This is a genomic window from Streptomyces sp. NPDC047515 (assembly GCF_040643055.1).
Classification (GTDB): Bacteria; Actinomycetota; Actinomycetes; order Streptomycetales; family Streptomycetaceae; genus Streptomyces.
Map to the genome: position 1 here is coordinate 24,159 of NZ_JBEYTM010000008.1, position 22,021 is coordinate 46,179.

Annotated in this window: 20 protein-coding genes and 1 pseudogene; 12 read left to right on the forward strand and 9 right to left on the reverse strand. The window is 69.6% G+C overall.

All coding sequences use genetic code 11. The features are described from left to right. Nucleotides 1-75 precede the first annotated feature (75 nt). Nucleotides 76-555: a hypothetical protein gene (locus ABZ826_RS08970; RefSeq protein ID WP_361444926.1), complete on the forward strand. Its 480-nt coding sequence runs from the start codon at nt 76-78 to the stop codon at nt 553-555. Continuing rightward, nucleotides 552-1,268: a vitamin K epoxide reductase family protein gene (locus ABZ826_RS08975; RefSeq protein WP_361444469.1), complete on the forward strand. Its 717-nt coding sequence runs from the start codon at nt 552-554 to the stop codon at nt 1,266-1,268. The genes ABZ826_RS08970 and ABZ826_RS08975 overlap by 4 nt, the downstream gene beginning before the upstream one ends. On the opposite strand, the gene ABZ826_RS08980 is transcribed toward ABZ826_RS08975, so the two are convergent. After that, nucleotides 1,219-2,556 carry a globin domain-containing protein gene (locus tag ABZ826_RS08980; protein WP_361444929.1) on the reverse strand — a complete coding sequence of 446 codons (1,338 nt, stop codon included), beginning with the start codon at nt 2,554-2,556 and terminating at the stop codon, nt 1,219-1,221. The genes ABZ826_RS08975 and ABZ826_RS08980 overlap by 50 nt on opposite strands. Nucleotides 2,557-2,896: 340 nt before the next feature. On the opposite strand from ABZ826_RS08980, the gene ABZ826_RS08985 reads away from it, so the two are divergent. Further along, entirely contained in the window at nt 2,897-3,598 is a 702-nt protein-coding gene (locus ABZ826_RS08985) for a response regulator transcription factor (protein WP_361444932.1), read from the forward strand. 35 nt (nt 3,599-3,633) lie between these two features. Here the strand turns inward: ABZ826_RS08985 and ABZ826_RS08990 are convergent, their stop codons facing one another. Then, entirely contained in the window at nt 3,634-5,304 is a 1,671-nt protein-coding gene (locus ABZ826_RS08990; protein ID WP_361444935.1) for a GAF domain-containing protein, read from the reverse strand. A 543-nt stretch (nt 5,305-5,847) separates the two neighbouring features. Here ABZ826_RS08990 and ctaD point away from each other — a divergent pair. The 5 genes from ctaD to ABZ826_RS09015 all read left to right on the forward strand — a co-directional run bounded on the left by ctaD (nt 5,848) and on the right by ABZ826_RS09015 (nt 10,713). Beyond that, entirely contained in the window at nt 5,848-7,632 is a 1,785-nt protein-coding gene (ctaD, locus tag ABZ826_RS08995) for a cytochrome c oxidase subunit I (RefSeq protein WP_361444938.1), read from the forward strand. A 47-nt stretch (nt 7,633-7,679) separates the two neighbouring features. Then, the gene (locus tag ABZ826_RS09000) at nt 7,680-8,039 is read left to right on the forward strand and encodes a hypothetical protein (protein ID WP_361444472.1); all 360 of its coding nucleotides are present in this window, start codon (nt 7,680-7,682) and stop codon (nt 8,037-8,039) included. 78 nt (nt 8,040-8,117) lie between these two features. Continuing rightward, on the forward strand, nt 8,118-8,447 hold the full coding sequence (locus ABZ826_RS09005) for a hypothetical protein (protein WP_361444475.1): 330 nt from the start codon (nt 8,118-8,120) through the stop codon (nt 8,445-8,447). A gap of 42 nt (nt 8,448-8,489) precedes the next feature. Continuing rightward, complete coding sequence (locus ABZ826_RS09010; protein ID WP_361444478.1) at nt 8,490-8,894, forward strand: nuclear transport factor 2 family protein; 405 nt, start codon at nt 8,490-8,492, stop codon at nt 8,892-8,894. Between the two features lie 334 nt (nt 8,895-9,228). Then, complete coding sequence (locus ABZ826_RS09015) at nt 9,229-10,713, forward strand: NAD(P)/FAD-dependent oxidoreductase (protein WP_361444481.1); 1,485 nt, start codon at nt 9,229-9,231, stop codon at nt 10,711-10,713. A gap of 86 nt (nt 10,714-10,799) precedes the next feature. Here the strand turns inward: ABZ826_RS09015 and ABZ826_RS09020 are convergent. Both ABZ826_RS09020 and ABZ826_RS09025 read right to left on the reverse strand, forming a co-directional pair. Beyond that, nucleotides 10,800-11,471: pseudogene (locus tag ABZ826_RS09020) on the reverse strand (amidase family protein); the annotation flags it as partial. Nucleotides 11,472-11,660: 189 nt separating this feature from the next. Further along, the gene (locus tag ABZ826_RS09025; protein WP_361444484.1) at nt 11,661-12,152 is read right to left on the reverse strand and encodes an FBP domain-containing protein; all 492 of its coding nucleotides are present in this window, start codon (nt 12,150-12,152) and stop codon (nt 11,661-11,663) included. Between the two features lie 84 nt (nt 12,153-12,236). On the opposite strand from ABZ826_RS09025, the gene ABZ826_RS09030 reads away from it, so the two are divergent. The 4 genes from ABZ826_RS09030 to ABZ826_RS09045 all read left to right on the forward strand — a co-directional run bounded on the left by ABZ826_RS09030 (nt 12,237) and on the right by ABZ826_RS09045 (nt 16,577). After that, nucleotides 12,237-12,818, forward strand: coding sequence for a WHG domain-containing protein (locus tag ABZ826_RS09030; RefSeq protein WP_361444941.1), 582 nt, complete (start codon nt 12,237-12,239; stop codon nt 12,816-12,818). A 56-nt stretch (nt 12,819-12,874) separates the two neighbouring features. Beyond that, nucleotides 12,875-14,056, forward strand: coding sequence for a GDSL-type esterase/lipase family protein (locus ABZ826_RS09035; RefSeq protein ID WP_361444487.1), 1,182 nt, complete (start codon nt 12,875-12,877; stop codon nt 14,054-14,056). A gap of 235 nt (nt 14,057-14,291) precedes the next feature. Further along, nucleotides 14,292-15,644 carry a diaminopimelate decarboxylase gene (lysA, locus tag ABZ826_RS09040; protein ID WP_361444490.1) on the forward strand — a complete coding sequence of 451 codons (1,353 nt, stop codon included), beginning with the start codon at nt 14,292-14,294 and terminating at the stop codon, nt 15,642-15,644. Nucleotides 15,645-15,653: 9 nt separating this feature from the next. Then, the gene (locus ABZ826_RS09045; RefSeq protein ID WP_361444493.1) at nt 15,654-16,577 is read left to right on the forward strand and encodes a LysR family transcriptional regulator; all 924 of its coding nucleotides are present in this window, start codon (nt 15,654-15,656) and stop codon (nt 16,575-16,577) included. 19 nt (nt 16,578-16,596) lie between these two features. Here the strand turns inward: ABZ826_RS09045 and ABZ826_RS09050 are convergent, their stop codons facing one another. Genes ABZ826_RS09050 through ABZ826_RS09070 form a run of 5 tightly spaced genes read right to left on the reverse strand, consistent with a single transcriptional unit; the run spans nt 16,597 to nt 21,695 of the window. Next, nucleotides 16,597-17,442: a serine hydrolase gene (locus tag ABZ826_RS09050; RefSeq protein ID WP_361444496.1), complete on the reverse strand. Its 846-nt coding sequence runs from the start codon at nt 17,440-17,442 to the stop codon at nt 16,597-16,599. Next, nucleotides 17,439-19,058, reverse strand: coding sequence for a D-aminoacylase (locus tag ABZ826_RS09055; RefSeq protein ID WP_361444499.1), 1,620 nt, complete (start codon nt 19,056-19,058; stop codon nt 17,439-17,441). The genes ABZ826_RS09050 and ABZ826_RS09055 overlap by 4 nt, the downstream gene beginning before the upstream one ends. Beyond that, nucleotides 19,058-19,831: an amino acid ABC transporter ATP-binding protein gene (locus ABZ826_RS09060; RefSeq protein ID WP_361444503.1), complete on the reverse strand. Its 774-nt coding sequence runs from the start codon at nt 19,829-19,831 to the stop codon at nt 19,058-19,060. Before ABZ826_RS09060 ends, ABZ826_RS09055 begins: the two co-directional genes overlap by 1 nt. Continuing rightward, entirely contained in the window at nt 19,828-20,802 is a 975-nt protein-coding gene (locus ABZ826_RS09065) for an amino acid ABC transporter permease (RefSeq protein WP_361444506.1), read from the reverse strand. Before ABZ826_RS09065 ends, ABZ826_RS09060 begins: the two co-directional genes overlap by 4 nt. A gap of 8 nt (nt 20,803-20,810) precedes the next feature. Then, a complete protein-coding gene (locus ABZ826_RS09070; protein WP_361444509.1) occupies nt 20,811-21,695 on the reverse strand; it encodes an ABC transporter substrate-binding protein in 885 nt (294 codons plus the stop codon). Nucleotides 21,696-22,021: the final 326 nt, after the last annotated feature.

The following is a 22,021-nucleotide window of genomic DNA, read 5'->3' on the forward strand; positions in this document are numbered from 1 at the left end:
TCCTGGGCCGGGCCGGGCCGTGGCGTGGCGTGCGGGATCGTTCGGACGGTGCGGTGCGCGCAGGAAGGAATCGTGGTGATCGCAGTTGTCGGGCACAGAGACCTCGGCAAGAGAACCCTGGAACTGGTGGAAGCTGAACTGAGAGCGCGGCTGGACCGCTTGGCAGAGGGTGCGGCGGCCTTGGTGCGGGTCGGGGCGGGGCTGCCGCTGGTGTTCGGGCGGGCGGCCCAGGAGGCCGGGCGGAAGCTGACAGTGCTGCTGCCGGCCCAGGGCGCCGTTCCCGCGGTGCTGCCCGAGCGGGATCGGCCGGCCGCGGGCGAACTCCTGGTACTGGCCGAGCACGTACGGCTGCTGGCTTTCGATCCGGCCGACCGCAACGCGTGTGTCAGCGCCGACGAACGCCTGGTGGAGACGTGCGGGACCGTGCTCGCCGTGTGGGACGGATCGCCGTCGGACGGCCGGGACGCCACCGCACATCTGGTTGCCTTCGCGCGTGCGCGAGGAATCCGGGTGGAGGTCGTCTGGCCGGACGGTTCCGTACGGGGGCGGGCATGAAGCTGTCGGAGCGTGGGGCCGGGAAGACGGCGGACGAGCCCGAGGCCGACGACCGGATCCGCGCCAGTGCGTCCGGGACGGGCCATGACCTGGAGTGCGCCAGTGCGTCCGAGGCCGGCCACGACCTGGAATGCGCCGGGGCGAGACGGGGGTTCGGGTGGCTGTTGGTGATCACCGCGGCGCTCGGGCTGCTCGGCTCGTTCGTCATCACGATCGACAAGTTCGAACTGCTCGCTGACCCCGGCTTCGTGCCCGCCTGCTCGCTGAGCCCCGTGGTGTCCTGCACGAATGTGATGCGCAGCGAGCAGGCGTCGGTGTTCGGCTTCCCCAACCCGCTCATCGGGCTGGTCGCCTTCGGAGTGGTGATGGGAGCCGGCGCGGGCCTGCTCGCAGGCGCACGTTACAGGCGCTGGTACTGGTTGGGGCTGAACCTCGGCACGCTGTTCGGCGTCGGCTTCTGCACGTGGCTGATGACGCAGGCGTTGTACGACATAGGCGCGCTCTGCCTGTGGTGCGTGCTCGTATGGGTGGCCACCATCTTCATGTTCTGGCACACCACGGTGCACAATCTGCGCCATGGCGTCCTGCCCGCCCCACGCGCCCTGGTCGCGGCGGTGCTGGAGTTCCCCCTCGTGGTGCCGGTGACCTGGTGCCTGGCCATCGTCATGCTGATAGCAACCCGGTTCTGGTCGTACTGGCAGACGTTTCTGTGACCGCGACGATGCCGGTGGTCTCGTGATGGATGTGCGCGGCCGGTACTCCGGCGGCGACCAGCCGCTCGGAGACGGCCCGCGCCGGCTCTGTCGTGGAGGCCTCCGGGGCCAGGGCCAGGAAGGCGTGCTGTCGGGCGGCGGCCCCGGGACGCGGGGGCAGTATTCCGTTCAGGACCCGCAGCCCCGCACCCGCGAAGCGGGCATCCGTCGCATCGGCCGCGATGACGGTCAGCCAGGGGCGTCCGCGCCAAAACGCCTCCAGATACGCCGCGTCGTACATCCCTTCGGCCGCCGCCCCGTTCTCCGGCGCTGCGGGACCGAGCAGCAGCCGTACCCGGTGCGCACGCGACCGGTCGGCGTCGATCCGCTGGAGCAGCGCCTTCATCGGTGCCCAGCCCGTACCGGAGGCGATCAGCAGAATGTCCGCGGACGGAGTGTGATCGGGCAGCGCCAGCGCGCCGCGCGGGGCGCTGAGACGGACGACTTCGCCCTCCCGTGTACCGTGCGCCAGCGCATCGCTCACCCCGCCGGCGCCCCGCGCCCGTACATGGAACTCCAGCTCACCGTCCGGATGCGGCGCGCGGGCCAGATAGTAGGGACGCCATGCCTGTTCCAGCAGCGGCGACTCCAAGGACGCGTACTGCCCGGCCTCGAAGGCGTAGGGCTGATGCGGCCGTACCCGCAGCACCGCGAGGTCGGGCGTGCGGAGTTCGTGCGAGGTCACCGTCGCCTCCCAGCTGGGCGGTTCGGCGATCGCCTCGTCCGCGCCCCTGACCATCGCGGTAACCGCCAGCCGCACCATCCGCAGCCAGGCGCGCTCCAGCGCACTGGTCCACCGGGCGCCCGCGCGCACGCGCAGTGCTTCGATCAGCGCCGCCTCGAAGGCCTCGAAATGCGCCGGGCGCACACCGAGCTTGCGATGGTCGCGCCCCAACTGCTCGAAGACGCCGATCATCTCGTTCGTACGGTGCAGATTGCCGATCAGATAGCGGAAGCTCCTTACGAGGTGGACCTGCTGGAACGCCATCGACTCGGGGAACAGGGACCGTAGATACGGATGCCGCTCGAAGAGCAGCAGGTACAGCTCGGCGATCAGCTCCTCCAGCGGGCTCACCAGTGGCAGGGAGTCGCTGATCAGCAGCTGGTCGGCCGTTCCGTCGTACGCCTGCGGGGCCTTGGCGCTCCTCGGTTCGGGGCGGTTGTCGGACGGGGCCAGGATGCGTCGCCGCAGCCGCATCGCGTCATGCCGTGCGAGCAGTGCGTGGTAGTCCTCGCTCGAAGTGTTCATGGGCCGGTGACTCCTCGGTGCAGCGCAGTGGGGTGGCCGGGAATGGGAGATGTCCGTGGCGCCCGGACGATCTTGGCGGCGCCAGTATGGCACCGCGCCCAGCCCGCTGACCGGCCCCCGGGGCAGGGCCTTTCGGCCCTGTTCAGACGCCGTTCGCCGTGCTGTGGCACCCCGGCGGGAGCAGGCCCGCGGACCGGCACATACTGGTTCCGGCCCTCTCCCCGAACCGATCGAGCATGATGTGAACGAGTCCGCGAACACCCCACTGAGAACGACCCTACTGAGAACGACCCCACTGAGAACGACCCCACTGAGTACGACCCCACTGAGTACGACCCCCCTGAGCACGGCCCCGTCGCAGTTCGCGGCCCCCGTACGCGTCTTCATCCTGGACGACCACGAGGTCGTACGGCGCGGGGTGCGCGATCTGCTGGAAGCCGAGGACGGCATCGAGGTCGTCGGCGAGGCGTCCGACGCCCGGGAGGCGCTGGCCCGGGTACCGGCCAGCAGACCGCAGGTCGCCGTACTGGACGTACGCCTCGGCGACGACCGAGGCGGTGACCACGCCGGTATCGAGGTGTGCCGGGAACTGCGTGCCCTGATGCCCGAACTCGCCTGCCTGATGCTGACATCGTTCGACGATGACGAGGCGCTGTTCGACGCCATCATGGCGGGCGCCGCGGGTTACGTGCTGAAGCAGATCAACGGAGCCGATCTGATCGCCGCCGTACGCACGGTCGCGTCAGGCACCTCGATGCTCGATCCACGGACGACCGCCCGCGTGATGGCCCGGCTGCGGGGCACCCAGCGAACCCCTGCCGAGGTGTCGCAGGCATCGGAACTCGATGCGCTCACGCCCAGGGAAAGGCAGATCCTGGATCTCATCGGCGAGGGCCTCACCAACCGTGAGATCGCGGAACGTCTCTTCCTGGCGGAGAAGACCGTCAAGAACCGCATCTCCTCGATCCTCGCCAAACTGGGCGTGGGCCGCCGGATCCAGGCCGCGATGCTCGTCGGCCGCATCAAGGACCGACAGGGCTGACCCCCGGCCCGGGGGAGCTGACGGGCGCTCAGGCGTCAGTCGTGGAGCGGCACGCGCCAGACGATCCGGGTGCCGCCGTCCGCCGGCTGTTCGATGGCCAGTGTGCCGCCGCACAGCTCCGCCCGCGTACGCATATTGGCCAGCCCTCCGAGGCGCCCGGCCGCCGGTTCGTCGGCGTCGACCGCCGCCCCAGTCCCCGGGACGGTCGTGACACCGTCCCGGATTCCGATGCCGTTGTCGGTGACGGTCAGGGCCACCGCGTCGTCGGCCGACAACACGATGCCGATACGAGTGGCACGGGCATGGCGAGAGGCATTGGACACCGCCTCGGCGGCGACCGCCACCACGTGTTCGGCCAGTTCGTCCGGCACCGTGGTGTCCACCGGCCCGTCGATCCGCACTGAGGGCCGGAAACCAAGGGCGTGTGCCGCCGAGCGAGCGGTCTCCGTCATCCGGTGCCGCAGCCCGCCACGGCCCGAACCGTCCGCTGTCCGCAGATCGAAGATGGTGGACCGGATGATCCGGATCGTGGTGTCCAGATCATCCACCGCCCGGCTGACCCGCTCGGCCGCGTCCGGCCGGTCCGCGATGGCGCGCGTGGTGCTCTGGAGAGTCATCCCGGTCGCGAAGAGACGCTGGATCGCCAGATCGTGCAGATCGCGGGCGATCCGGTCCCGGTCGTGCATGACGGCGAGTTCCTCGGACTCGGCCCGCCTACGCGCCAGTTCCAGGGCGATGGCCGCCTGGTCGGCGAAGCCCGAGACGAGCGCGACCTCGGTGTCGTCGAACGGCGGACGGTCCACCGGCCGCCCCAGGCGCAGTACGCCTCTCGCTCCCGTGTCGACCCGCAGAGGCACCGTCACCACCGGACCCAGGCCTTCCTCGGCACCGTCGTCGAACGGATGGGCCCGGGGATCGGTACGGACATCGGCGCAGTGCACCGGTGTCCCGGTACGGGCGGCGAGCCCGGCCAGCGATCCCCACGCGGGCACGGACAGTCCCGTCACGCGTTCGGAGTCCCTGCCGTGGGCGACGGCAACGGTGAGACGTGCCTCAGCCCCGGATGTCTCCGAAGCCCCGGAGAGGGACGCGGAAGGCGTCGGCAGCAGAATCGCGGCGCGGTCGGCCCCCGCCACCTCCATCGCCCGCTCGGCGATCAGATGCAGCACCTCGTCGGCGTCCGTCCCCGAGAGCAGGGTGCGGGTGATCTCTCCCAGTGCCTCCAGACGCCGCTCCCGGCGACGGCTCTCGTCGTACATGCGGGCGTTGTCGATGGCGACCCCGGCCGCGATCGACAAGGTGGTCAGCACCGCCTCGTCGTCGGCGTCGAAGCTCACCCCGCCCCGCTTCTCGGTGAGGTAGAGGTTGCCGAACACCTCGTCGCGAACCCGCACGGGCACCCCGAGGAAGGTACGCATCGGGGGATGATGGGGCGGAAATCCGAAGCTGCGCGGATGGCCGCTCAGATCGGTGAGCCGCAGCGGTTCTGGGTGATGGATCAGCTCGCCGAGGATTCCGCGCCCGCACGGCGTCTGGCCGATCACGGCGGCGAGCTGCTCCGATATGCCGACCGGCAGGAACTTCAGCAGCTTCTGCCCGTCCCCGACGATGCCGAGCGCTCCGTACTGTGCGTCGGTCAGGGTCACTGCGGCCTCCACGATGCCGCGGAGCACCTCGGGCAGTTCCAGGCCCCGCCCCAGACTCATCACGGCATCCAGCAGACTGCGCGTCCTGTCCGGCCGACTGGGCTTGGGCCAGGTCGCCGGGGCGGGGCAGGGGGCTCCGGGCGAGTCGAGGGCGGGGGAGGCGGAGCCGGGAGCAGGGACTCCGAAGGGGGAGTCGGGCGCGGTAGGTGCTGTCTCTGTCATCGGGGCGCCGCTCTCTGGATCCGTGTGCCGTATGCCGGGAACTTGCTCACCGGATCACCGCAGGGCTGGGACCGGTCCACGGACGGTCAGCCTACGACAGCCACGGTCCCGAGGGCCTGGCGGTGCCCTGCCGCAGGGACCGGCTCGGGTGAGGCCGGACGGCTGTCTGACGGATCCGCAGTAGGGCCGGTCGGCCCCGTGGAAGGTACCTGTCGGTCCCTGGAGGGCTTCGAGGGGCGCGGCCAGGATGGTGAGGCCGGGAAGGTCCGGTCCGTCCCCTCGTGATCCGCCGGACCTTTCCGACCGCTCCCCTTCGCCCCGTCCGGCCGGGGGAGCGCTCGAAGAACCGCAACAGCTGGAGGACACGGTCCGGTGGACGCAATGGAATCGCAGGGCAATCAGACCGCCCCCGTACAGGGGCCCATGCCCCCCGACCCCGGTGCCGCCATCGCCGACGCGCACTCCACCAGGAACGGCCACCCGGCCGCCCGGGCCGACACGAAGGAGCCGGCGGCGCTACCCGGCACCCATCTGCCGGGCCGTTCGTCCCGCGGGCGGATCGTCGTCTCGTGGCTCACGACGACCGACCACAAGCAGATCGGCACGCTCTATCTCGTCACCGCGTTCGTCTTCTTTCTGATCGGTGGCGCGATGGCACTCGTGATGCGCGCCGAACTCGCCCGTCCCGGGACGCAGATCATTTCCAACGAGCAGTTCAATCAGGCATTCACCATGCACGGGTCGGTGATGCTGCTGCTGTTCGCGATGCCGCTGTTCACGGGATTCGCCAATTGGCTCATGCCGCTTCAGATAGGCGCACCCGATGTGGCATTTCCGCGGCTGAACATGCTGGCGTACTGGTTGTTCCTCTTCGGTTCACTGATCGCCGCCGCGGGGTTCCTGACTCCTCAGGGCGCCGCCGACTTCGGGTGGTTCGCCTATGCTCCGTTGTCCGATGCCACGCATTCACCGGGCATCGGCGCCGACATGTGGATCATGGGCGTGGCGCTTTCCGGCTTCGGTTCCATTCTCGGAGCGGTGAACTTCATCACCACCATCATATGCATGCGTGCCCCGGGAATGACCATGTTCCGGATGTCGATCTTCACCTGGAACGTACTGCTGACCGCCGTACTCATCCTCCTGGTCTTCCCGGTCCTGGCCGCGGCGCTCTTCGCGCTGGAGATGGACCGGAAGTTCGGCTCACACATCTTCGATCCCTCCAACGGAGGCGCGCTCCTGTGGCAGCACCTCTTCTGGTTCTTCGGCCACCCGGAGGTCTACGTACTGGCTCTGCCATTCTTCGGCATCGTCTCCGAGATCATTCCGGTCTTCTCCCGCAAGCCGATGTTCGGCTATATCGGTCTTGTTGCCGCGACGATCGCCATCGCCGGACTGTCCGTCACCGTCTGGGCCCACCACATGTATGTGACCGGTGGTGTACTGCTGCCCTTCTTCGCCTTCATGACCTTCCTGATCGCCGTACCGACCGGAGTGAAGTTCTTCAACTGGATCGGCACGATGTGGAAGGGATCGCTGTCCTTCGAGACACCGATGCTGTGGACCACCGGATTTCTCATCACCTTCGTCTTCGGTGGGCTGACCGGAGTCATCCTGGCCTCACCGCCGCTGGACTTCCATGTCTCCGACTCGTACTTCGTTGTCGCCCACTTCCACTACACGCTCTTCGGCACGGTCGTGTACGCGATGTTCGCCGGATTCCACTTCTGGTGGCCGAAGTTCACCGGCAGGATGCTCGACGAGCGCCTTGGCAAGATCACTTTCTGGGTGCTGACGGTCGGATTCCATCTCACGTTCCTCGTGCAGCACTGGCTCGGGGCCGAGGGAATGCCGCGCCGGTACGCGGACTATCTCGCCGCTGACGGTTTCACCGCTCTCAACACCCTTTCCACCATCGGCTCATTCCTCCTCGGGCTGTCGTTCCTGCCCTTCTTCTACAACGTCTGGAAGACCAGCCAGTACGGCAGGAAGGTCACCGTCGACGACCCCTGGGGTTACGGCCGCTCCCTGGAATGGGCCACGTCCTGTCCTCCGCCGCGGCACAACTTCACTTCCCTGCCCCGCATCCGCAGCGAGTCCCCGGCGTTCGATCTGCACCATCCGGAGATTGCCGCGCTCGAACTCGAACCCGCCGTACCGCACTGACCCTTCCATCTCCCCCGCAAGCCCCGCCCTCAGGAGAGTGCTGCCCGATGTCCCATGGTGTTCTGGCGGTCGGTGTCGTCGTGCTCCTCGCATCCGGCAACGTCTGGTACCTGCCCGCTTATATCGATCTGCGGGCGGGCCAGGACCGGCCGCGCTCGCGGCGGCTGGCCGCGGCTGCTGTGCTGACCGGCTGGGGATCGGCGGCCCTCACGATGTTTCTGCTCCTCACGCCGGTCGATCCGAGCGTGGTCGCGCTGCTGGCGGTCGCGGGCATCACCGCCGTGGGGTCCCTGACCGTCCAGGCGTGGCGGCGACGGGGCCGGGAGCAGCGCGAGGAGGAAGCTCGCTGGTCCGCGCTCTTTCCGGTACGGACCGCCGGCCCGGTCGGGACCGCCGAGGACGAGTAATGAGCGGCCCCTCGCGTACCGGAACGCCCCACCGGCCTCGGCGAGGTGGACGGCGACCGACGCGAGGTGCCGGTAGCGGTGATCGGCTGGACCTGGACGGTATTCGGCCTGAAGCGGCACCGGGTCGGCATGTTCGAGCTGTCCAACCACAGCATGCATGAACGCATGCACTGCCGGCCGTCGGGACAGCCCTTACCCCCGGTTCCACATGCACTCGACCACACCTGCTCCTCCTGGCTCAACCAGGTCGAGCGGTGGTTCGGGCTCCTGGCGGACAAGCCGATGCGGCGCGCCGCCCACAATTCCCTCCAGGCGCCGGAGAAGCAATTCGGAACGGCTACGCTGTCACCGTTGCCCATGACGTTCAACGGTCCCAGCGTCCCGGGAGGAAGCCTCGATGCGTTTTGAGGTTCCCGGATCGATCCGGCCGCCTGCAGAAGGGACAATGCGATGGATCCTGATATCCGGACCAGGGCCGCACTCGACGAACACTGGCGGGCATCGGAACGCGGGGATACCGAAGCCGAGCACGCCATCTACGCTGCGGACGCGATCCTCGACTACCCCCAGTCAGGTGAACGATTCCGGGGCCGCGCGACGATTTCGGCGCAACGTGGCGGGCACCCTGCCAGTCGGCATTTCACCGTCCACCGGATCACTGGCAGCGGGAGTCTTTGGGTGAGCGAATGTCTCATCACGTACGACGGGGTGCCGTCCTATTCGGTGAGCATCATGGAATTTGCCCACGGGTACGTGGTGCACGAGACGCAGTACTTCGCGGACGGCTTCGGTGCGCCTGAATGGCGGACAGCACTCGCGGAACCGATGCCGGACAGGAACATCGCCAGGGCCTGACCCGGGGCCGGCCGCCTCGATCGTTCATGATTCCGTGTCAGTTTTGCTGAGCCCTCGGTCCAGGTCCAGTGGCGGGCGGCGCAGGTGGGTGCGTCGACCGGTGTTGGTCGGGCGGGCGGCTGCGGAGAACGGACTCAGGCGGAGGGCTTGGGGATGGCCTCGCGGGGAGGCGCCGGACCGCCCGAGGCCGATCACGGCGTGGGTGCGGCCACAAGGAGCACGAATGGCCGCTCTTGCTGAGTCCTACGGCCAAGGTATGACGGTCGTCGCGCGCCTCGCGGTTACATGAACCGGGGGATGTGACCCCGTCCCCCCGACCAGACGCGAGGGAGCCATGAGCCAAGCACGCGAGAATCAGGGGAGCGGCGCCTACGACGTGGTCGTGTTGGGGGCCGGCCCGGTCGGCCAGAACGTCGCCGCCCGCGCCCGCGCCGCCGGCCTCACCGTGGCCGTCGTGGAGCGTGAACTGGTCGGCGGCGAATGCTCCTACTGGGCCTGCGTCCCCAGCAAGGCGCTGCTGCGGCCGGTCATCGCGGTCGCCGACGCCCGGCGGGTGGACGGCGCCAGGCAGGCCGTCACCGGCCAACTCGACACCGACCAGGTCTTCGCCCGTCGCAATCATTACGTCGCCGACTGGGACGACAGCGGACAGGCCGAAGGAGTGAAGTCCATCGGCGCCGACCTCTTCCGCGGCCACGGCCGCATCGACGGCCCCCGCCGCGTCACGGTCACCCGGGACGACGGCGCACGCCACACCCTCACCGCCCGACACGCGGTGGCCGTCGCCACCGGCAGCCGACCGGCTCTGCCCGACATCCCCGGCATCCAGGAGGCCCGGCCCTGGACGAACCGGCAGGGCACCGACTCCAGCACGGTCCCCGCCCGGCTCGCCATCGTCGGAGGCGGCGGAGTCGGCGTCGAGATGGCCACCCTCTGGCGGGGCCTGGGCTCCCAGGTCATCCTGCTCGCCCGCCACCGCCTCATTCCCCGCATGGAGCCCTTCGCGGGCGAGCTCGTCGCTCGCAGTCTCACCGAGGCAGGCGTGGACGTGCGCATCGGCACCCAGGTCACCGCTGTGCGCCGCCCGGACCCCACCGGGCCCGTCACCCTCACCCTCGACGACGGCAGCGAACTACAGGTCGACGAGGTCATGTTCGCCACCGGACGGACTCCCGCCACCGACGACATCGGCCTGGACACCGCCGGCCTGACCCCCGGCACGTGGTTGGAGGTGGACACCACCTGCCTGGTCGACGGGGTCGACGGGGCATGGCTGTACGCCGTCGGCGACATCAACCACCGGGCCCTGCTCACCCACCAGGGCAAGTACCAGGCGCGGACCGCCGGCGACGCCATCGGCGCCCGCGCCGCAGGCGTTCCCCTGGACGACGGACCGTGGGGAGACCATGCCACCACCGCCGACCAGCACGCCGTGCCCCAGGTATTCTTCACCGATCCCGAGGCGGCCGCCGTGGGCCTGACCGCCGAGCAGGCGGCCCAGGAAGGCCACCGTATCCAGGTCGTCGACCTCGACTTCAACGCCGCCCAAGGCGCTGACCTGTACGCCGACAACTACCGTGGCCACGCCCGAATGGTGGTCGACATCGACCGGGAAGTCCTGCTCGGGGTGACCTTCGTCGGTCCCGGAGTCAGCGAGTTGCTGCACTCGGCGACCGTCGCGGTGGCCGGCGAGGTCCCGCTCAAGCGGCTCCGGCACGCGATCGCCTGCTTCCCGACCGTCAGTGAGGTCTGGCTCTTCCTCCTCGCCGCCTACGACCGCGACCGCACCGGAGCGAACGGGAACAGACCTTCGTCCTGAAGCTCGGGTTGCGAGTGCTTCGAGATCCCGAAAGAGGGTGGCACGGTCAGCCAGGAGCACCCGCACCGGCTCTCCAGGAGCACTCCTCAGCGGTCCGTGTGGTTCCCTGCCCACACCGTGGAGGTTCGGCCCGACCACGAGCTTGCCTGTTCGAGTTGTCCAGCGAGGCGGAAGAGACGGCCTTCGAGCCCGTAACCGGCAGCGAACTGCACACCGATCGGGAGTCCCGTCTCGGCGTCGGCCCTCGCGGGCACGGACATGGCGGGTGTGCCCGCCACATTGAACGCCGCGGTGAACGGGTAGAGGTCGAAGAGGCGGCGAAGCCGGCCAAGGCCGTCCAGCGCCTCTGCGCCCTCGGCATGGGTGCCCAGGGGCGCGGGACGCTCCGGCAAGGTCGGGGTGAGCAGCATGTCGTGAGCGTCGAAGTACCGTGCCGGGCTTCGAGCGATCTGATGCCGGATCGCGAGAGCGGTGACGAACTGGGCGCCACTGACCTGCTGCCCGTAGCGGTGGCCGGCAAGGACAGGCGGCTCAAGGGCTGAGGAGTCGATGGGCCGGTCGAAGGCGGCAGCCGGCTCGTCGACCGAGGCCTTGAGATTCGCCGTCCACTGACGGGCGCCGGCCAGGACGAACTCCTCCCAGTCGGTTCCGAGGCCGACCTTGACCTCCTCCACCTGGTGGCCGAGGGATTCGAGTAGACGCACGGTGCGAGAGAGAGCGTCGGCCACTGGTGTGGTGGTGCGGCGTCCGCCCTCCGATCCACCCTCGTGGTCGCGGCTGCGCGGGCGCCTCACGGTCGAGGTGAGCCGGGCCGGGCCGGGCCGGCCGCCGGTGGATCTTCGTGGTCGGTCCGCCGCGGGGCCGGCCGATTGCGTGGTCGTCCGAAACGGCAAGGACGAGCGGCAACGTGCCGGGAAGGACGCCGAAGGTCCAGGTCGGGGCGCTGCTCACGCGGTCACCTTGGCAATGAAGGCGGCGAGGTTCGCCACGGTCCGCTGGACCTTCTCCTCCAGGGTGAGGGACTCGTGGAGGCGTGCGCCGATGCCCGCGTCCTTCTTTCCGCGTACATAGAGGGAGCAGGCCAGGTCGCTGCACATGTAGACACCGACCGAGTTGCCCTGCTGCCCGGCCTTCCCGGACCTCGGCGCGACCATCAGAGAAACGCCCCCGGTGTGGGTGGTCACACACACCGAGCACATGCTGCGTCGCATCTGCCAGGAGCCAGCGGTGGAGGAGCGCAGCTGGATGCCGACCGGGCGGCCGTCGAGCTCGGTCACGAGGTAGGCCCGGTCGGGGGCCTGGGGATCTCGCCAGCCCAGGAAGTCCAGGTCCTCCCAGCGCTGCTCGGCCAGGTCGCGGGGGACGCTCAGGCGCTTGGCCTCGCCCTTGGTGCAGTTCACGAACGCCGTACGAATCTCTTGTTCAGTCAACGGTTTCATAATAGGCACGCTAATTTGCCTAATCGAATTAGGCAAGTGCATAATCGTCGATGTCAGGGATGGGGAGTGATTCGGAGGATGAACATGGCACGGGCCGGACGGGTAGGACTGACCACGGAGCGCCTGGTCCGGGCGGGGGCGGAGCTGGCCGACGAGGTCGGCTTCGAGCAGGCGACCCCCGCGGAGCTCGCCCGGCGGTTCGGCGTACAGACCGCGAGCCTGTATTCGCATGTGAAGAACGCCCACGACCTCAAGACCCAGATCACCCTGCTCGCCCTGGAGGAACTCGCCGACCAGGTCTCCGCCGCGGTGGCCGGACGGGCCGGCAAAGACGCCCTGACCGCTTTCGCGAACGTCTACCGCGACTACGCCCTCAAGCACCCGGGGCGCTTCGCCGCAACCCGGTTCCGGCTCGACCCGCAGACGGCGGCCGCCAGCGCCGGAGTCCGGCACGCCCAGATGACACGGGCGATCCTGCGCGGATACGACCTGGCCGAACCGCACCAGACACACGCGGTTCGGCTGCTGGGCAGCGTCTTCAGTGGGTACGTCGGCCTGGAGACCGCCGGCGGCTTCAGCCACAGCGCCCCCGACTCGCAGGAGAGCTGGACCGAGATCCTCAACGCGCTCGACGCCCTGCTGCGCACCTGGCCCACCAGCTCCTGATCAACCCTTCCGGGGGCCTCTGCCAACCGACCCTCCTGATCGAAGATACCGAGGAAATGAACACCGAACACGACTGGACCACCACTCCCATCACCGCCGGCCTCCTCCGCGGCGCCCTCGACCTGGAGCGCACCGAACGCGGCATACTGCCCCACCGGTTGCCCGCGCGTGCCCGGCAGCAGATCCCCGACGGCCAGCTGGCCATGGCGGAGTCACAGCCCTCCGGCGTGCGGCTGGCCTTCCGTACCCGGGCCACCGCCGTCGAGCTGGACGTCGTGGCCACCAAACGGGTCTACGTCGGAGCGCCGCCGCGCCCCGACGGGGTGTACGAGCTCCTCGTCGACGGGCGGCTCGCAGGCCGGGCCGGCGCGGCCGAGGGCGACACGCTGACCATCGACATGGCCTCCGGAACCACGCAAACCCGTCCCGGTCCGGTGGAGACCCTGCGCTTCACCGGCCTGCCGGACGACGAGAAGGACGTCGAGATCTGGCTGCCGCACGACGAGACCACCCAGCTGGCAGCCCTGCGCACCAACGCCCCCGTCCACACACCACCGCCCAGCGGCCGCAAGGTCTGGCTGCACCACGGCAGTTCGATCAGCCACGGCTCCAACGCCGCCACCCCAACCGGGATCTGGCCTGCCCTGGCCGCTGCCCTGGGCAAGGTGGAGCTGGTCAACATGGGATTCGGCGGCAGCGCCCTGCTCGACCCGTTCACCGCCCGCACCATGCGCGACACCCCCGCCGACCTGATCAGCATCAAGATCGGCATCAACATCGTCAACGCCGATGTCATGCGGCTGCGCGCCTTCGGCCCGGCCGTCAACGGTTTCCTCGACACCATCCGCGACGGCCACCCCACCACCCCGCTGCTGGTCATCTCGCCCATCTACTGCGCCATCCACGAGAACACGCCCGGACCCAGCGCCCCGGACCTCAGCGCGATGAGCGAGGGGCGGCTGCGGTTCGTGGCCACCGGCGATCCCGCGCAGCGTGCTGCCGGGAAACTGACCCTCACCATGATCCGGGACGAGCTGTCCCGCATCGTCCAGCAGCGTGCCGCCACCGACCCGAACCTGCACTACCTCCACGGCCTCGACCTCTACGGCGAGGCCGATCACGCCGAACTGCCGTTGCCCGACGATCTGCACCCGGACCCCGCCACCCACCGGCGCATCGGCGAACGCTTCGCCCACCTCGCCTTCGGCAACGGTCCTTTCACCTCGAAGAACCACTGACCGACTGCTGGGCACGGATCTCTGGCTGGGGAACGGAGGTATCGCTCACCGCCGCGGCGGTCGGCGGCACCGCACCGGACACCGTCGCCCAGGGTTCGCGGCCCATGCGGTGGCCCGCGACCGGCGACGCGGCCTGAGCATCGAGATTCATGAGGCTCAGCCACAGAAGAATGCGCTTTTGTGACCCCTCCTGCAGGCCGCAGGATGGCGGAGAACCGGCCTGCGGGGAGGAACCATGACGTCAGCCATCGAAACGGATCTGCTGCCCTTCACTTCCGAGATCCGCCCGGAAGGGCTTGCCGTCGGAGGGGTCCTGCTCACCGAACTGGCGCGGTGCTCGGGAACACCGCTCTTCGTGTACGACGAGGATCACCTGCGCCGACGCTGCCGGGAGGCGGTCGCCGCCTTCGGCCAGGGCAACGTCGCGTACGCCTCCAAGGCGTTTCTGTGCACGGCCATGGCCCGACTGGCCCACGAGGAGGGGCTGTTGCTCGATGTGGCCTCCGGCGGCGAGCTGCGGGTGGCGCTGCACGCGAATGTTCCGGCCGGACGGATCGTGCTGCACGGCAACAACAAGGACGAGGCGGAGCTGCGCACGGCGATGTCAGCCGGGGTGAGGCATGTGGTGGTCGACAGCTTCGACGAGATGGACCGCATCGAGCGCCTGTACGCCGAGGAACAACTACCGCCCGTCCGAGTTCAGTTGCGGGTGGCGCCCGGTGTCGCCGCAGGTGCACACGAGGCGATCCGTACCGGTGGCAACGACTCGAAGTTCGGCTTCGGCCTCGTCGGCGGAACCGCCGCGGCGGCAGTGCGGCGGGCCGCCGGTTCCCTGGCGATGGTCCTGGAGGGCGTCCACGCGCATGTGGGCTCCCAGGTGCTGGACCCGGCGGAGCTCGCGGCAGGAGCCGCGGCCGTCGCACGGTTCGCCGCGGAGACACGGGTCCACCGGCTCACCGTCGGTGGCGGCCTCGGTGTCGCGTACGAGGCGGGGCAGACCGTACCCTCGTTCGCGACCTGGGCGGCCCGGGTGCGCACCGCGGTGCGCGATGCGGGCTGGGGCGGCGACGTGACAGTGGAGCCCGGCCGGTCCATCGCCGCCCGCGCCGGGCTGACCCTGTACCGGGTGGGCACGATCAAGCGCATCGAGGGCGTGCGGACATACGTCAGCGTCGACGGCGGCATGAGCGACAATCTGCGCCCCGCCCTGTACGGCAGCCGCTACGAGGCGTTCCTGCCGCACGACCCCCGCGCGCCGCGACCGCTGCGGGCACGGCTGGTCGGCAAGCACTGCGAGAGCGGCGATGTGATCGTCGACGAGGCCGCCCTGCCGGCCGAGACCGCGGTGGGTGATCTCCTCGCCACGCCGGTCACGGGCGCATACGGATACGCCATGGCGTCCAACTACAACAAGTTGCCGCGTCCTGCTGTCGTCTTCGTGTCCGACGGCCGTGCCCGCACCGTGGTGCGCCGGGAGACCGAGGAGGACCTGCTGCGCCTGGACGTGGACGAGCCCGCCAGGCTCGTCGTGCCGCCGACGACGGTAGGATCGGGTGCCGGGGCGGCGCGGTGCGTCGGCACGGCCTAACCTGACCCGATGCTGAACAGTGCTCGACTGCTCGTCCTGCTGGAAATAGCCCGCACGGGCACCATCGTGGCCGCGGCCCAGGCGCTGCATCTGAGCCCGTCCGCCGTCTCTCATCAACTCGCGCGGCTGGAGCAGGAGCTCGCGGTGGCGTTGGTGGAACGCCAGCCGCAGAGCCTGCGGCTGACGGCGGCCGGTGTGCGACTGGCCGAGCATGCTCAGGCCGTCGCTGACCTGATGGCCGTCGCGCAGGACGATCTGCGGGCGCACTCCAAGGGTGACGCCGGGGTACTGCGGCTGGGCTTCTTCGCTTCATCGGGCCTGGAGCTGCTTCCTCGGGCGCTGGCGGTCTTCGCGGCCGAGCGGCCCCAGGTCGAGCTGGAGCTGATCCTGGGGCAACCGCACGAGCTGGTGCCTGATCTGGAGGCGGGCCGGCTGGATGCGGCGGTCGTCTTCGAACATCCGCTGGATCCCTGGTGCCGGCATGCGGCCGTGGAGGTGGAGATGTTCTTCGACGAGCCGCAGCTGGTGGTCCTTCCTTTGCGGCACCGTCTCGGGCGGCGCACCGCGGTCCGGCTCGCCGCCCTGGAGGGGGAGAGCTGGATCGGTACGCACGGCGGCCACACCGGCGAACCGGTCCTGGAACGCGCATGTGCGGCCGAGGGGTTCCGGCCGCGGGTCCGCTGCCGCAGCGATCATTACCAGGTCACGATCAACCTGGCCCGCGCGGGCATGGGTATAGCGCTCGTCCCGGCCCTCGGGCTCGGCGACACCACGGGTGTGCACGTCTGCCGCCTGGACCATCCCCGACTGCATCGGCGGATCGGGGTCGCCACCCGGCCCACCAACCGCAATCCGCTGCTGCGGATCTTCCTCGCGGAGCTGCGGTCGGCGGCCGAGGAGATCCGGTCGCTGTTGGATATGCAGTGGTCCTGACCAGCGGGGCGCACCGCTCTCATTCGCCTGCGTGGCGCCGGGCACACGCCGCGAGGGTGCGGCCGACGTCCCGAATGGCGTGCACCGCGGCCCGCTCCGTGCTGGGCCCCAGCACCGGGTCCCAGTGCGCCACCACCGCGTACGCCAGCCGGCGCACACCGACGATGACTCCGGCATCGGCGCGGACCCCGGCATCGGTGCCGGTCTTGTTGGCCACCAGAAGCCCGTCGGGCAGGGGATCGGGGAAGCCGGGGGCGTACGGGTCGTGGTCCACCAGGGCGGGGACCAGTCCGTGGTCGGTGTTGGCGCGCATCCACTGCAGGAGCCGCGCGGAGGCTGCCGGGGAGCTCAGCGTGCCGCGCACCGCATGAGTCACCAGCCGTGCCAGGCCCTGTGCGGTGCCGGTGGCGAAGACGGGCGGCACATCAGGGCCCCGGATGTCACGGACCTTGTCGTGCAGTGTGAGGCGGTCGAGCCCGAGCTCCTTCGCCAGCCGGGCCGTGGACTCGCGGCCCACCAGGCGGAGCAGCGCGTTGGTGGCGGTGTTGTCGCTGACCGAAGCGGTCAGCCAGGCCAGATCCTCGACGGTCCAGCCGCGCCTGCTCATCCGGCGCAGCAGCCCGGTCCCGTCCGCCAGGTCCTCGTCGAGGACCTCGACCGGCCGGTCGGCGAGCAGCTCACCGGTGTCCAGCCGGCGCGACACCTCGGCGAGCAGCAGCAGCTTCGAGGTGGACGCGACCGGCAGCACGGTGCACTCGTCGGCCCCCGCCGTCTCGCCGCCGTCGATGTCGACGGCGGCGACGGCCAGGGTGAGCGGCAGCGCGGCCGAACGCCGCGCCGCCGCGGCCACTTGGGCCAGACTCATCGGATCCTCACCACTTCCCCCGCTCGCGCCGCGGTCGCGCAACCGCCCCTCACCGCGACCCGTCCCGCCACCACTACGGTATCGATGCCTTCGGGCGCCAGCAGCGGTCGGTCGAACGTGGCGGTGTCACGTACCGACGCCGGGTCGAGGACGACCAGATCGGCGAGGGCGCCGTCGCGGACCACACCGCGGCCGGTGAGCCCGAACCGCCGGGCCGGCAGACCGGTCATCTTGTGCACCGCCTCCTCCAGCCGGAGCAGCTGCTGATCGCGGCCGTAATGGCCGAGTACGCGGGCGAAGCTTCCCGCCCAACGAGGGTGCGGGCGGCCGGGTTTGGGGACGCCGTCCGAGCCGATCATCGACAGCGGGCTGGCGAGCACCCGCCGCACGTCGTCCTCGCGCATGGAGTGGCTGATGATGGTCACCTCGCCCTGCTCGGCCAGCAGCAGGTCGCATGCGTAGTCGACCGGGTGGACGCCGCGCCCGGCGGCGAGGTCGGCGATGCTGCGGCCCTCGGCCTCCGGGTGCGCCTGCGCGGCGGCCACGGTGATGAGGTCCCAGCCACCGTTGCCCACGGTGTTCTCCCACCCGTTGACGCCGCGAGCGATGTCCGTACGGATCCGGTCGCGGGTATCGGCCCGGCGCAGCCGTTCCAGCAGGGCGCCGACGCCGCCCTCGCTCGTCCATGGTGGCAGCATGGCGTGCAGGACGGTGCTGCCCGCGGTGTACGGGTAGACGTCGCACAGCACGTCCAGCCCTTCGGCTCGGGCCTGTTCCAGCCGGGGAAGGGTGCGAAGCGTGGCGCCCCAGGCGTATCGGCCCGCGGTCTTGTGGTGGGAGATCTGCAGCGGGGCGCCGGAGCGCACCGCGATCTCCAGGGCTTCCTCCAGGGCGGTCTCCACCTGTGACATCTCGTCGCGCAGATGGGTGACGTAGGGCTTGCCGTGGCGCGCGGCCACTGTGGCCAGCGCGACGATCTCCTCGGTGTCGGCGTAGGTGCCGGGCGGATAGATCAGCCCGGTGGACAGGCCGGCCGCACCCTGGCCCAGCGCCAGGTCGAGCAGCGCGCACATGGTGTCCAGCTCGTCGGGCCGGGGCGGGCGGGCCTCGAAGCCCATCACCCCGGCGCGCAGCGTGCCATGGCCGACGAGCGAGGCGATGTGGGTGTGGCGCAGGGCAGGATCCTGCCCGGCGGCGAACGACTCGAAGTCCACTGCGGGCCGGACAGGCCCGAGCCCGAAGGTCACCCTGAGATGCTCGGTGAGTGAAGGCAGCCGTTCCGGCAGCGAAGGGAACAGGCTCGTCCCGCAATTGCCGCAGATCTCAGTGGTGACGCCCTGGAGCAGTGGTGCGAGGCGAAGGTCGTCGACCGGCTCCGCGGTGCGGTCGGCGCCGTGGGGTGCCGCGAGGGCGTCGGAGTGCGTGTGCACATCGATGAAGCCGGGCGTGATGACCTGGCCCGTCACATTCAGCGTCTCGGTCGCCGCGGCCGGGGTGCCGGCGGGAAGCACGGCGACCCGCCCGTCCACCATCGCGATGTCCGCCTCCCTGGCGGGCGCGCCGGTTCCGTCGACCAGTGTGCCGCCGCGCAGCAGCAGATCCACAGGCCGGCCCATCACAGCACCGTCGAGAGGAAGGCCCGCGTGCGTTCGTGCCGCGGGTCGGTGAACAGCAGCTCCGGGCTCCCGGCTTCGACGACGGCACCCTGGTCCATGAACACGACACGGTCGGCGACCTCGCGGGCGAAGCCCATCTCGTGGGTGACCACGACCATCGTCATACCGCTGCGGGCCAGGTCGCGCATGACGCCCAGGACCTCGCCGACGAGCTCGGGATCGAGAGCGGAGGTGGGCTCGTCGAAGAGCATGAGTGCCGGCTCCATGGCCAATGCACGGGCGATCGCCACACGCTGCTGCTGCCCGCCGGACAGCTGCCCCGGGTAGTGGTTCGCCCGGTCCGCAAGACCGACTTGGTCCAGCAGCTCCCGGGCCTGCTTCTCGGCCTGCGCACGGGAAAGACCCTTGACGGCGACGGGCCCCTCCATCACGTTCTGCACTGCCGTGCGGTGCGGGAACAGGTGGAACCGCTGGAACACCATGCCGATCCGCTCGCGCTGACGTCGGATGTCACGGGGGCGCCGCTCGCGCAGGCCACGCCCGGACGGGCCGTGCTGCTCGTAGCCGATCAGCTCGCCGTCCATCCACACCCGCCCCGCGTCGATCCGCTCAAGGTGATTGAAGCAGCGCAGCAGCGTCGACTTCCCGGACCCGGAAGGACCTATGACGCACAGCACCTCACCGCTGCGGACATCGAGATCGATGCCCTTCAGTACCTCGGTGTCACCGAAATGCTTACGGACCCCACGGGCCCTGAGGATCGCCTCGTTCATGCCGCCGCCTCCTTTCTGTCACGCCCGGGTACAAGATTCGTCAGGACCCTGCGCCGTAGCGGCCGGGCGGCTCCCGGGCTGTAGCGGCGTTCGACGGCATGCTGGCCGATGCTGGCGATCGTGGTGAGCACCAGGTACCAGAGGGAAGCCACCAGCAGCAGCGCCACCACCTCGAAATTGGCGAGGTAGAGGTGCTGGGAGACGGTCATCAGGTCGGCACCCGCGATGACAGAGACCAGCGAGGTCGTCTTGAGCATGGAGATGAACTGGTTTCCGAACGGCGGAATGATGACCCTCATCGCCTGCGGAAGGATGATCCGGGACAGGATCTGACGGTTCGACATGCCGATGGACGCACCCGCCTCGCGCTGGCCGGGGTCCACGCTCTGCATGCCCGCCCGAACGATCTCGGCCATGTAGGCCCCCTCGTTGATGGAGAGGCCGAGCAGGGCCGCCACGAAGCCGGTGATCACCTGGTTGGACTGCCAGCTGATGAGTTTCGGGCCGTCGAACGGGACACCGATGCTGATCACCGGGAACAACAGGGCCAGGTTGAACCAGAAGATGAGCTGGACCAGCAGCGGGGTGCCCCGGAAGAACCAGGTGTAGGCACCGGCGGTGAGACGCAGGACCGGACTGTCGGAGAGTTGCATCACCGCGACGAGTACCCCGATGACGATGCCGAGAGCCATCGAGACGAGCGTGAGCTGAATGGTCACCCCGAGGCCCTTGAGGATCACGCCGTCGAACTGGTACTTGGCGACGATGTCCCAGTGCAGGTTGGGATTGACGATGACGGTGTAGGCGAGCCACACCGCGAACAGTGCGGAGGCGAGGACCGCCAGCCAGCGTCCGGGACGGGGGCGCCGGGTCACCTGGACGGAGAGGTCGTCCCCCGGTGGCGTATCGGAGGTGGTGGCTGCCGCTGCCGCACTCACGACGGCGGCACCGGGCATTTTCCGGTCGGTCATGTCCGCACTCACTGCCCGTCGTTGACGGTGGCTTCGGGCACGGCACTGTCGCCGACTTCCCAGGTGTCGAGGATCTTCCGGTAGCCGCCGTTGTCGATCAGTTCCTGCAGGGCCTTGCTGACGGCGTCGCGCAGTCCGCCCTGGCTCTTCGCGACCGCGATGCCCCAGGGGGCGGTGCCGTACTGCGTCGGCAGAACCTCGTACGCGCTGCTCTTCTTCGTGAACATCCTGGCGACGGGATAGTCGACGATGGTCGCGACCGCGCGTCCGCTGTCCAGTTGCAGCAGCCCGGTCGGCGCGTCTTCGCTCTGCGAGATCCGCATCTTCTGCTTGCACTTGGCGTTTTGTTCCTCGCCGATGTGGAGGTTCGAGCTGCCCTTGGCGAGGACGACGGTCTTTCCGCACAGGTCCGTGAGGGACTTGATGCCCTGCGGGTTGCCCTTCTTCGTCATGATGACGCCACCGGTACGGAAGTAGTCGACGAAGTCGACCGCCTGGCGCCGCTGGGCACTGTCTGTCATGGACGACATGACCAGATCGAAGCGGCCCGACTCCAGACCGGGGATCAACCCGTCGAAGGCGGCGTTGGTGAGTTCGAGCTTCAGCTTCAGCCGCTCGGCGACGGCCTCGGCCAGGTCGGGGTCGACACCTGTGAGCCGGGTGGTCCCGGCCTCGTACATCTCCATCGGTGGATATCCCACCGCGGTGGCCACCCGCAGCACACCCTTCTGCCGGTACTGCGCGGGGAGCAGCTCGGCTGCGGTCCGGCCGGCGGCGGCCTGCGAGGAACTGCCGGCCGGGGCGTCGCCCTGGCCGGAGCGTCCACACGCAGTGGCCGCGAGAGCCACCACGGCCAGGGCTGCCAGACAGCGCAGAGAACGGGGACGATTCATCGGATTTCTCCCTAACGGGGTGGCGGTGCGCCGATGCTGGCAGTCGCGCCCGGGTGAATGGAAGATGATGAAGCTATTCATGCCTGACCATCGAAATCCATACGGGTCCGCATCCCTGCGGATGAGGACTCCGAACGGGAACGGGGCATCGCATCCGACAGCCACCCGGCTCACGTGCACTGCCGCCCGGCACCGGTGGACTGCTCGCGGGATCCACGGGCTGTTCGGCAACCGCCCGGACTGCGGTCGGCCCGTCCGAGTCCGTGTCCGTCCGCGTCTTTGCCCGACATGCGAGGCGTCGATCGCGGCGTCGTCCCTCTCCAGCA

Coding starts and splice junctions, on each gene's coding strand:
- ABZ826_RS09065 (WP_361444506.1), bottom strand. CDS start 20,802: ATGACCGACCGGAAAATGCCCGGTGCCGCCGTCGTGAGTGCGGCAGCG.
- ABZ826_RS09060 (WP_361444503.1), bottom strand. CDS start 19,831: ATGAACGAGGCGATCCTCAGGGCCCGTGGGGTCCGTAAGCATTTCGGT.
- ABZ826_RS09070 (WP_361444509.1), bottom strand. CDS start 21,695: ATGAATCGTCCCCGTTCTCTGCGCTGTCTGGCAGCCCTGGCCGTGGTG.
- ABZ826_RS09025 (WP_361444484.1), bottom strand. CDS start 12,152: ATGAAACCGTTGACTGAACAAGAGATTCGTACGGCGTTCGTGAACTGC.
- ABZ826_RS09010 (WP_361444478.1), top strand. CDS start 8,490: ATGGATCCTGATATCCGGACCAGGGCCGCACTCGACGAACACTGGCGG.
- ABZ826_RS09045 (WP_361444493.1), top strand. CDS start 15,654: ATGCTGAACAGTGCTCGACTGCTCGTCCTGCTGGAAATAGCCCGCACG.
- ctaD (WP_361444938.1), top strand. CDS start 5,848: ATGGAATCGCAGGGCAATCAGACCGCCCCCGTACAGGGGCCCATGCCC.
- ABZ826_RS08990 (WP_361444935.1), bottom strand. CDS start 5,304: ATGAGTCTGGGGCGGGGCCTGGAACTGCCCGAGGTGCTCCGCGGCATC.
- ABZ826_RS08975 (WP_361444469.1), top strand. CDS start 552: ATGAAGCTGTCGGAGCGTGGGGCCGGGAAGACGGCGGACGAGCCCGAG.
- ABZ826_RS09030 (WP_361444941.1), top strand. CDS start 12,237: ATGGCACGGGCCGGACGGGTAGGACTGACCACGGAGCGCCTGGTCCGG.
- ABZ826_RS09015 (WP_361444481.1), top strand. CDS start 9,229: ATGAGCCAAGCACGCGAGAATCAGGGGAGCGGCGCCTACGACGTGGTC.
- ABZ826_RS09035 (WP_361444487.1), top strand. CDS start 12,875: ATGAACACCGAACACGACTGGACCACCACTCCCATCACCGCCGGCCTC.
- ABZ826_RS09050 (WP_361444496.1), bottom strand. CDS start 17,442: ATGAGTCTGGCCCAAGTGGCCGCGGCGGCGCGGCGTTCGGCCGCGCTG.
- lysA (WP_361444490.1), top strand. CDS start 14,292: ATGACGTCAGCCATCGAAACGGATCTGCTGCCCTTCACTTCCGAGATC.
- ABZ826_RS08980 (WP_361444929.1), bottom strand. CDS start 2,556: ATGAACACTTCGAGCGAGGACTACCACGCACTGCTCGCACGGCATGAC.
- ABZ826_RS09055 (WP_361444499.1), bottom strand. CDS start 19,058: ATGGGCCGGCCTGTGGATCTGCTGCTGCGCGGCGGCACACTGGTCGAC.
- ABZ826_RS09000 (WP_361444472.1), top strand. CDS start 7,680: ATGTCCCATGGTGTTCTGGCGGTCGGTGTCGTCGTGCTCCTCGCATCC.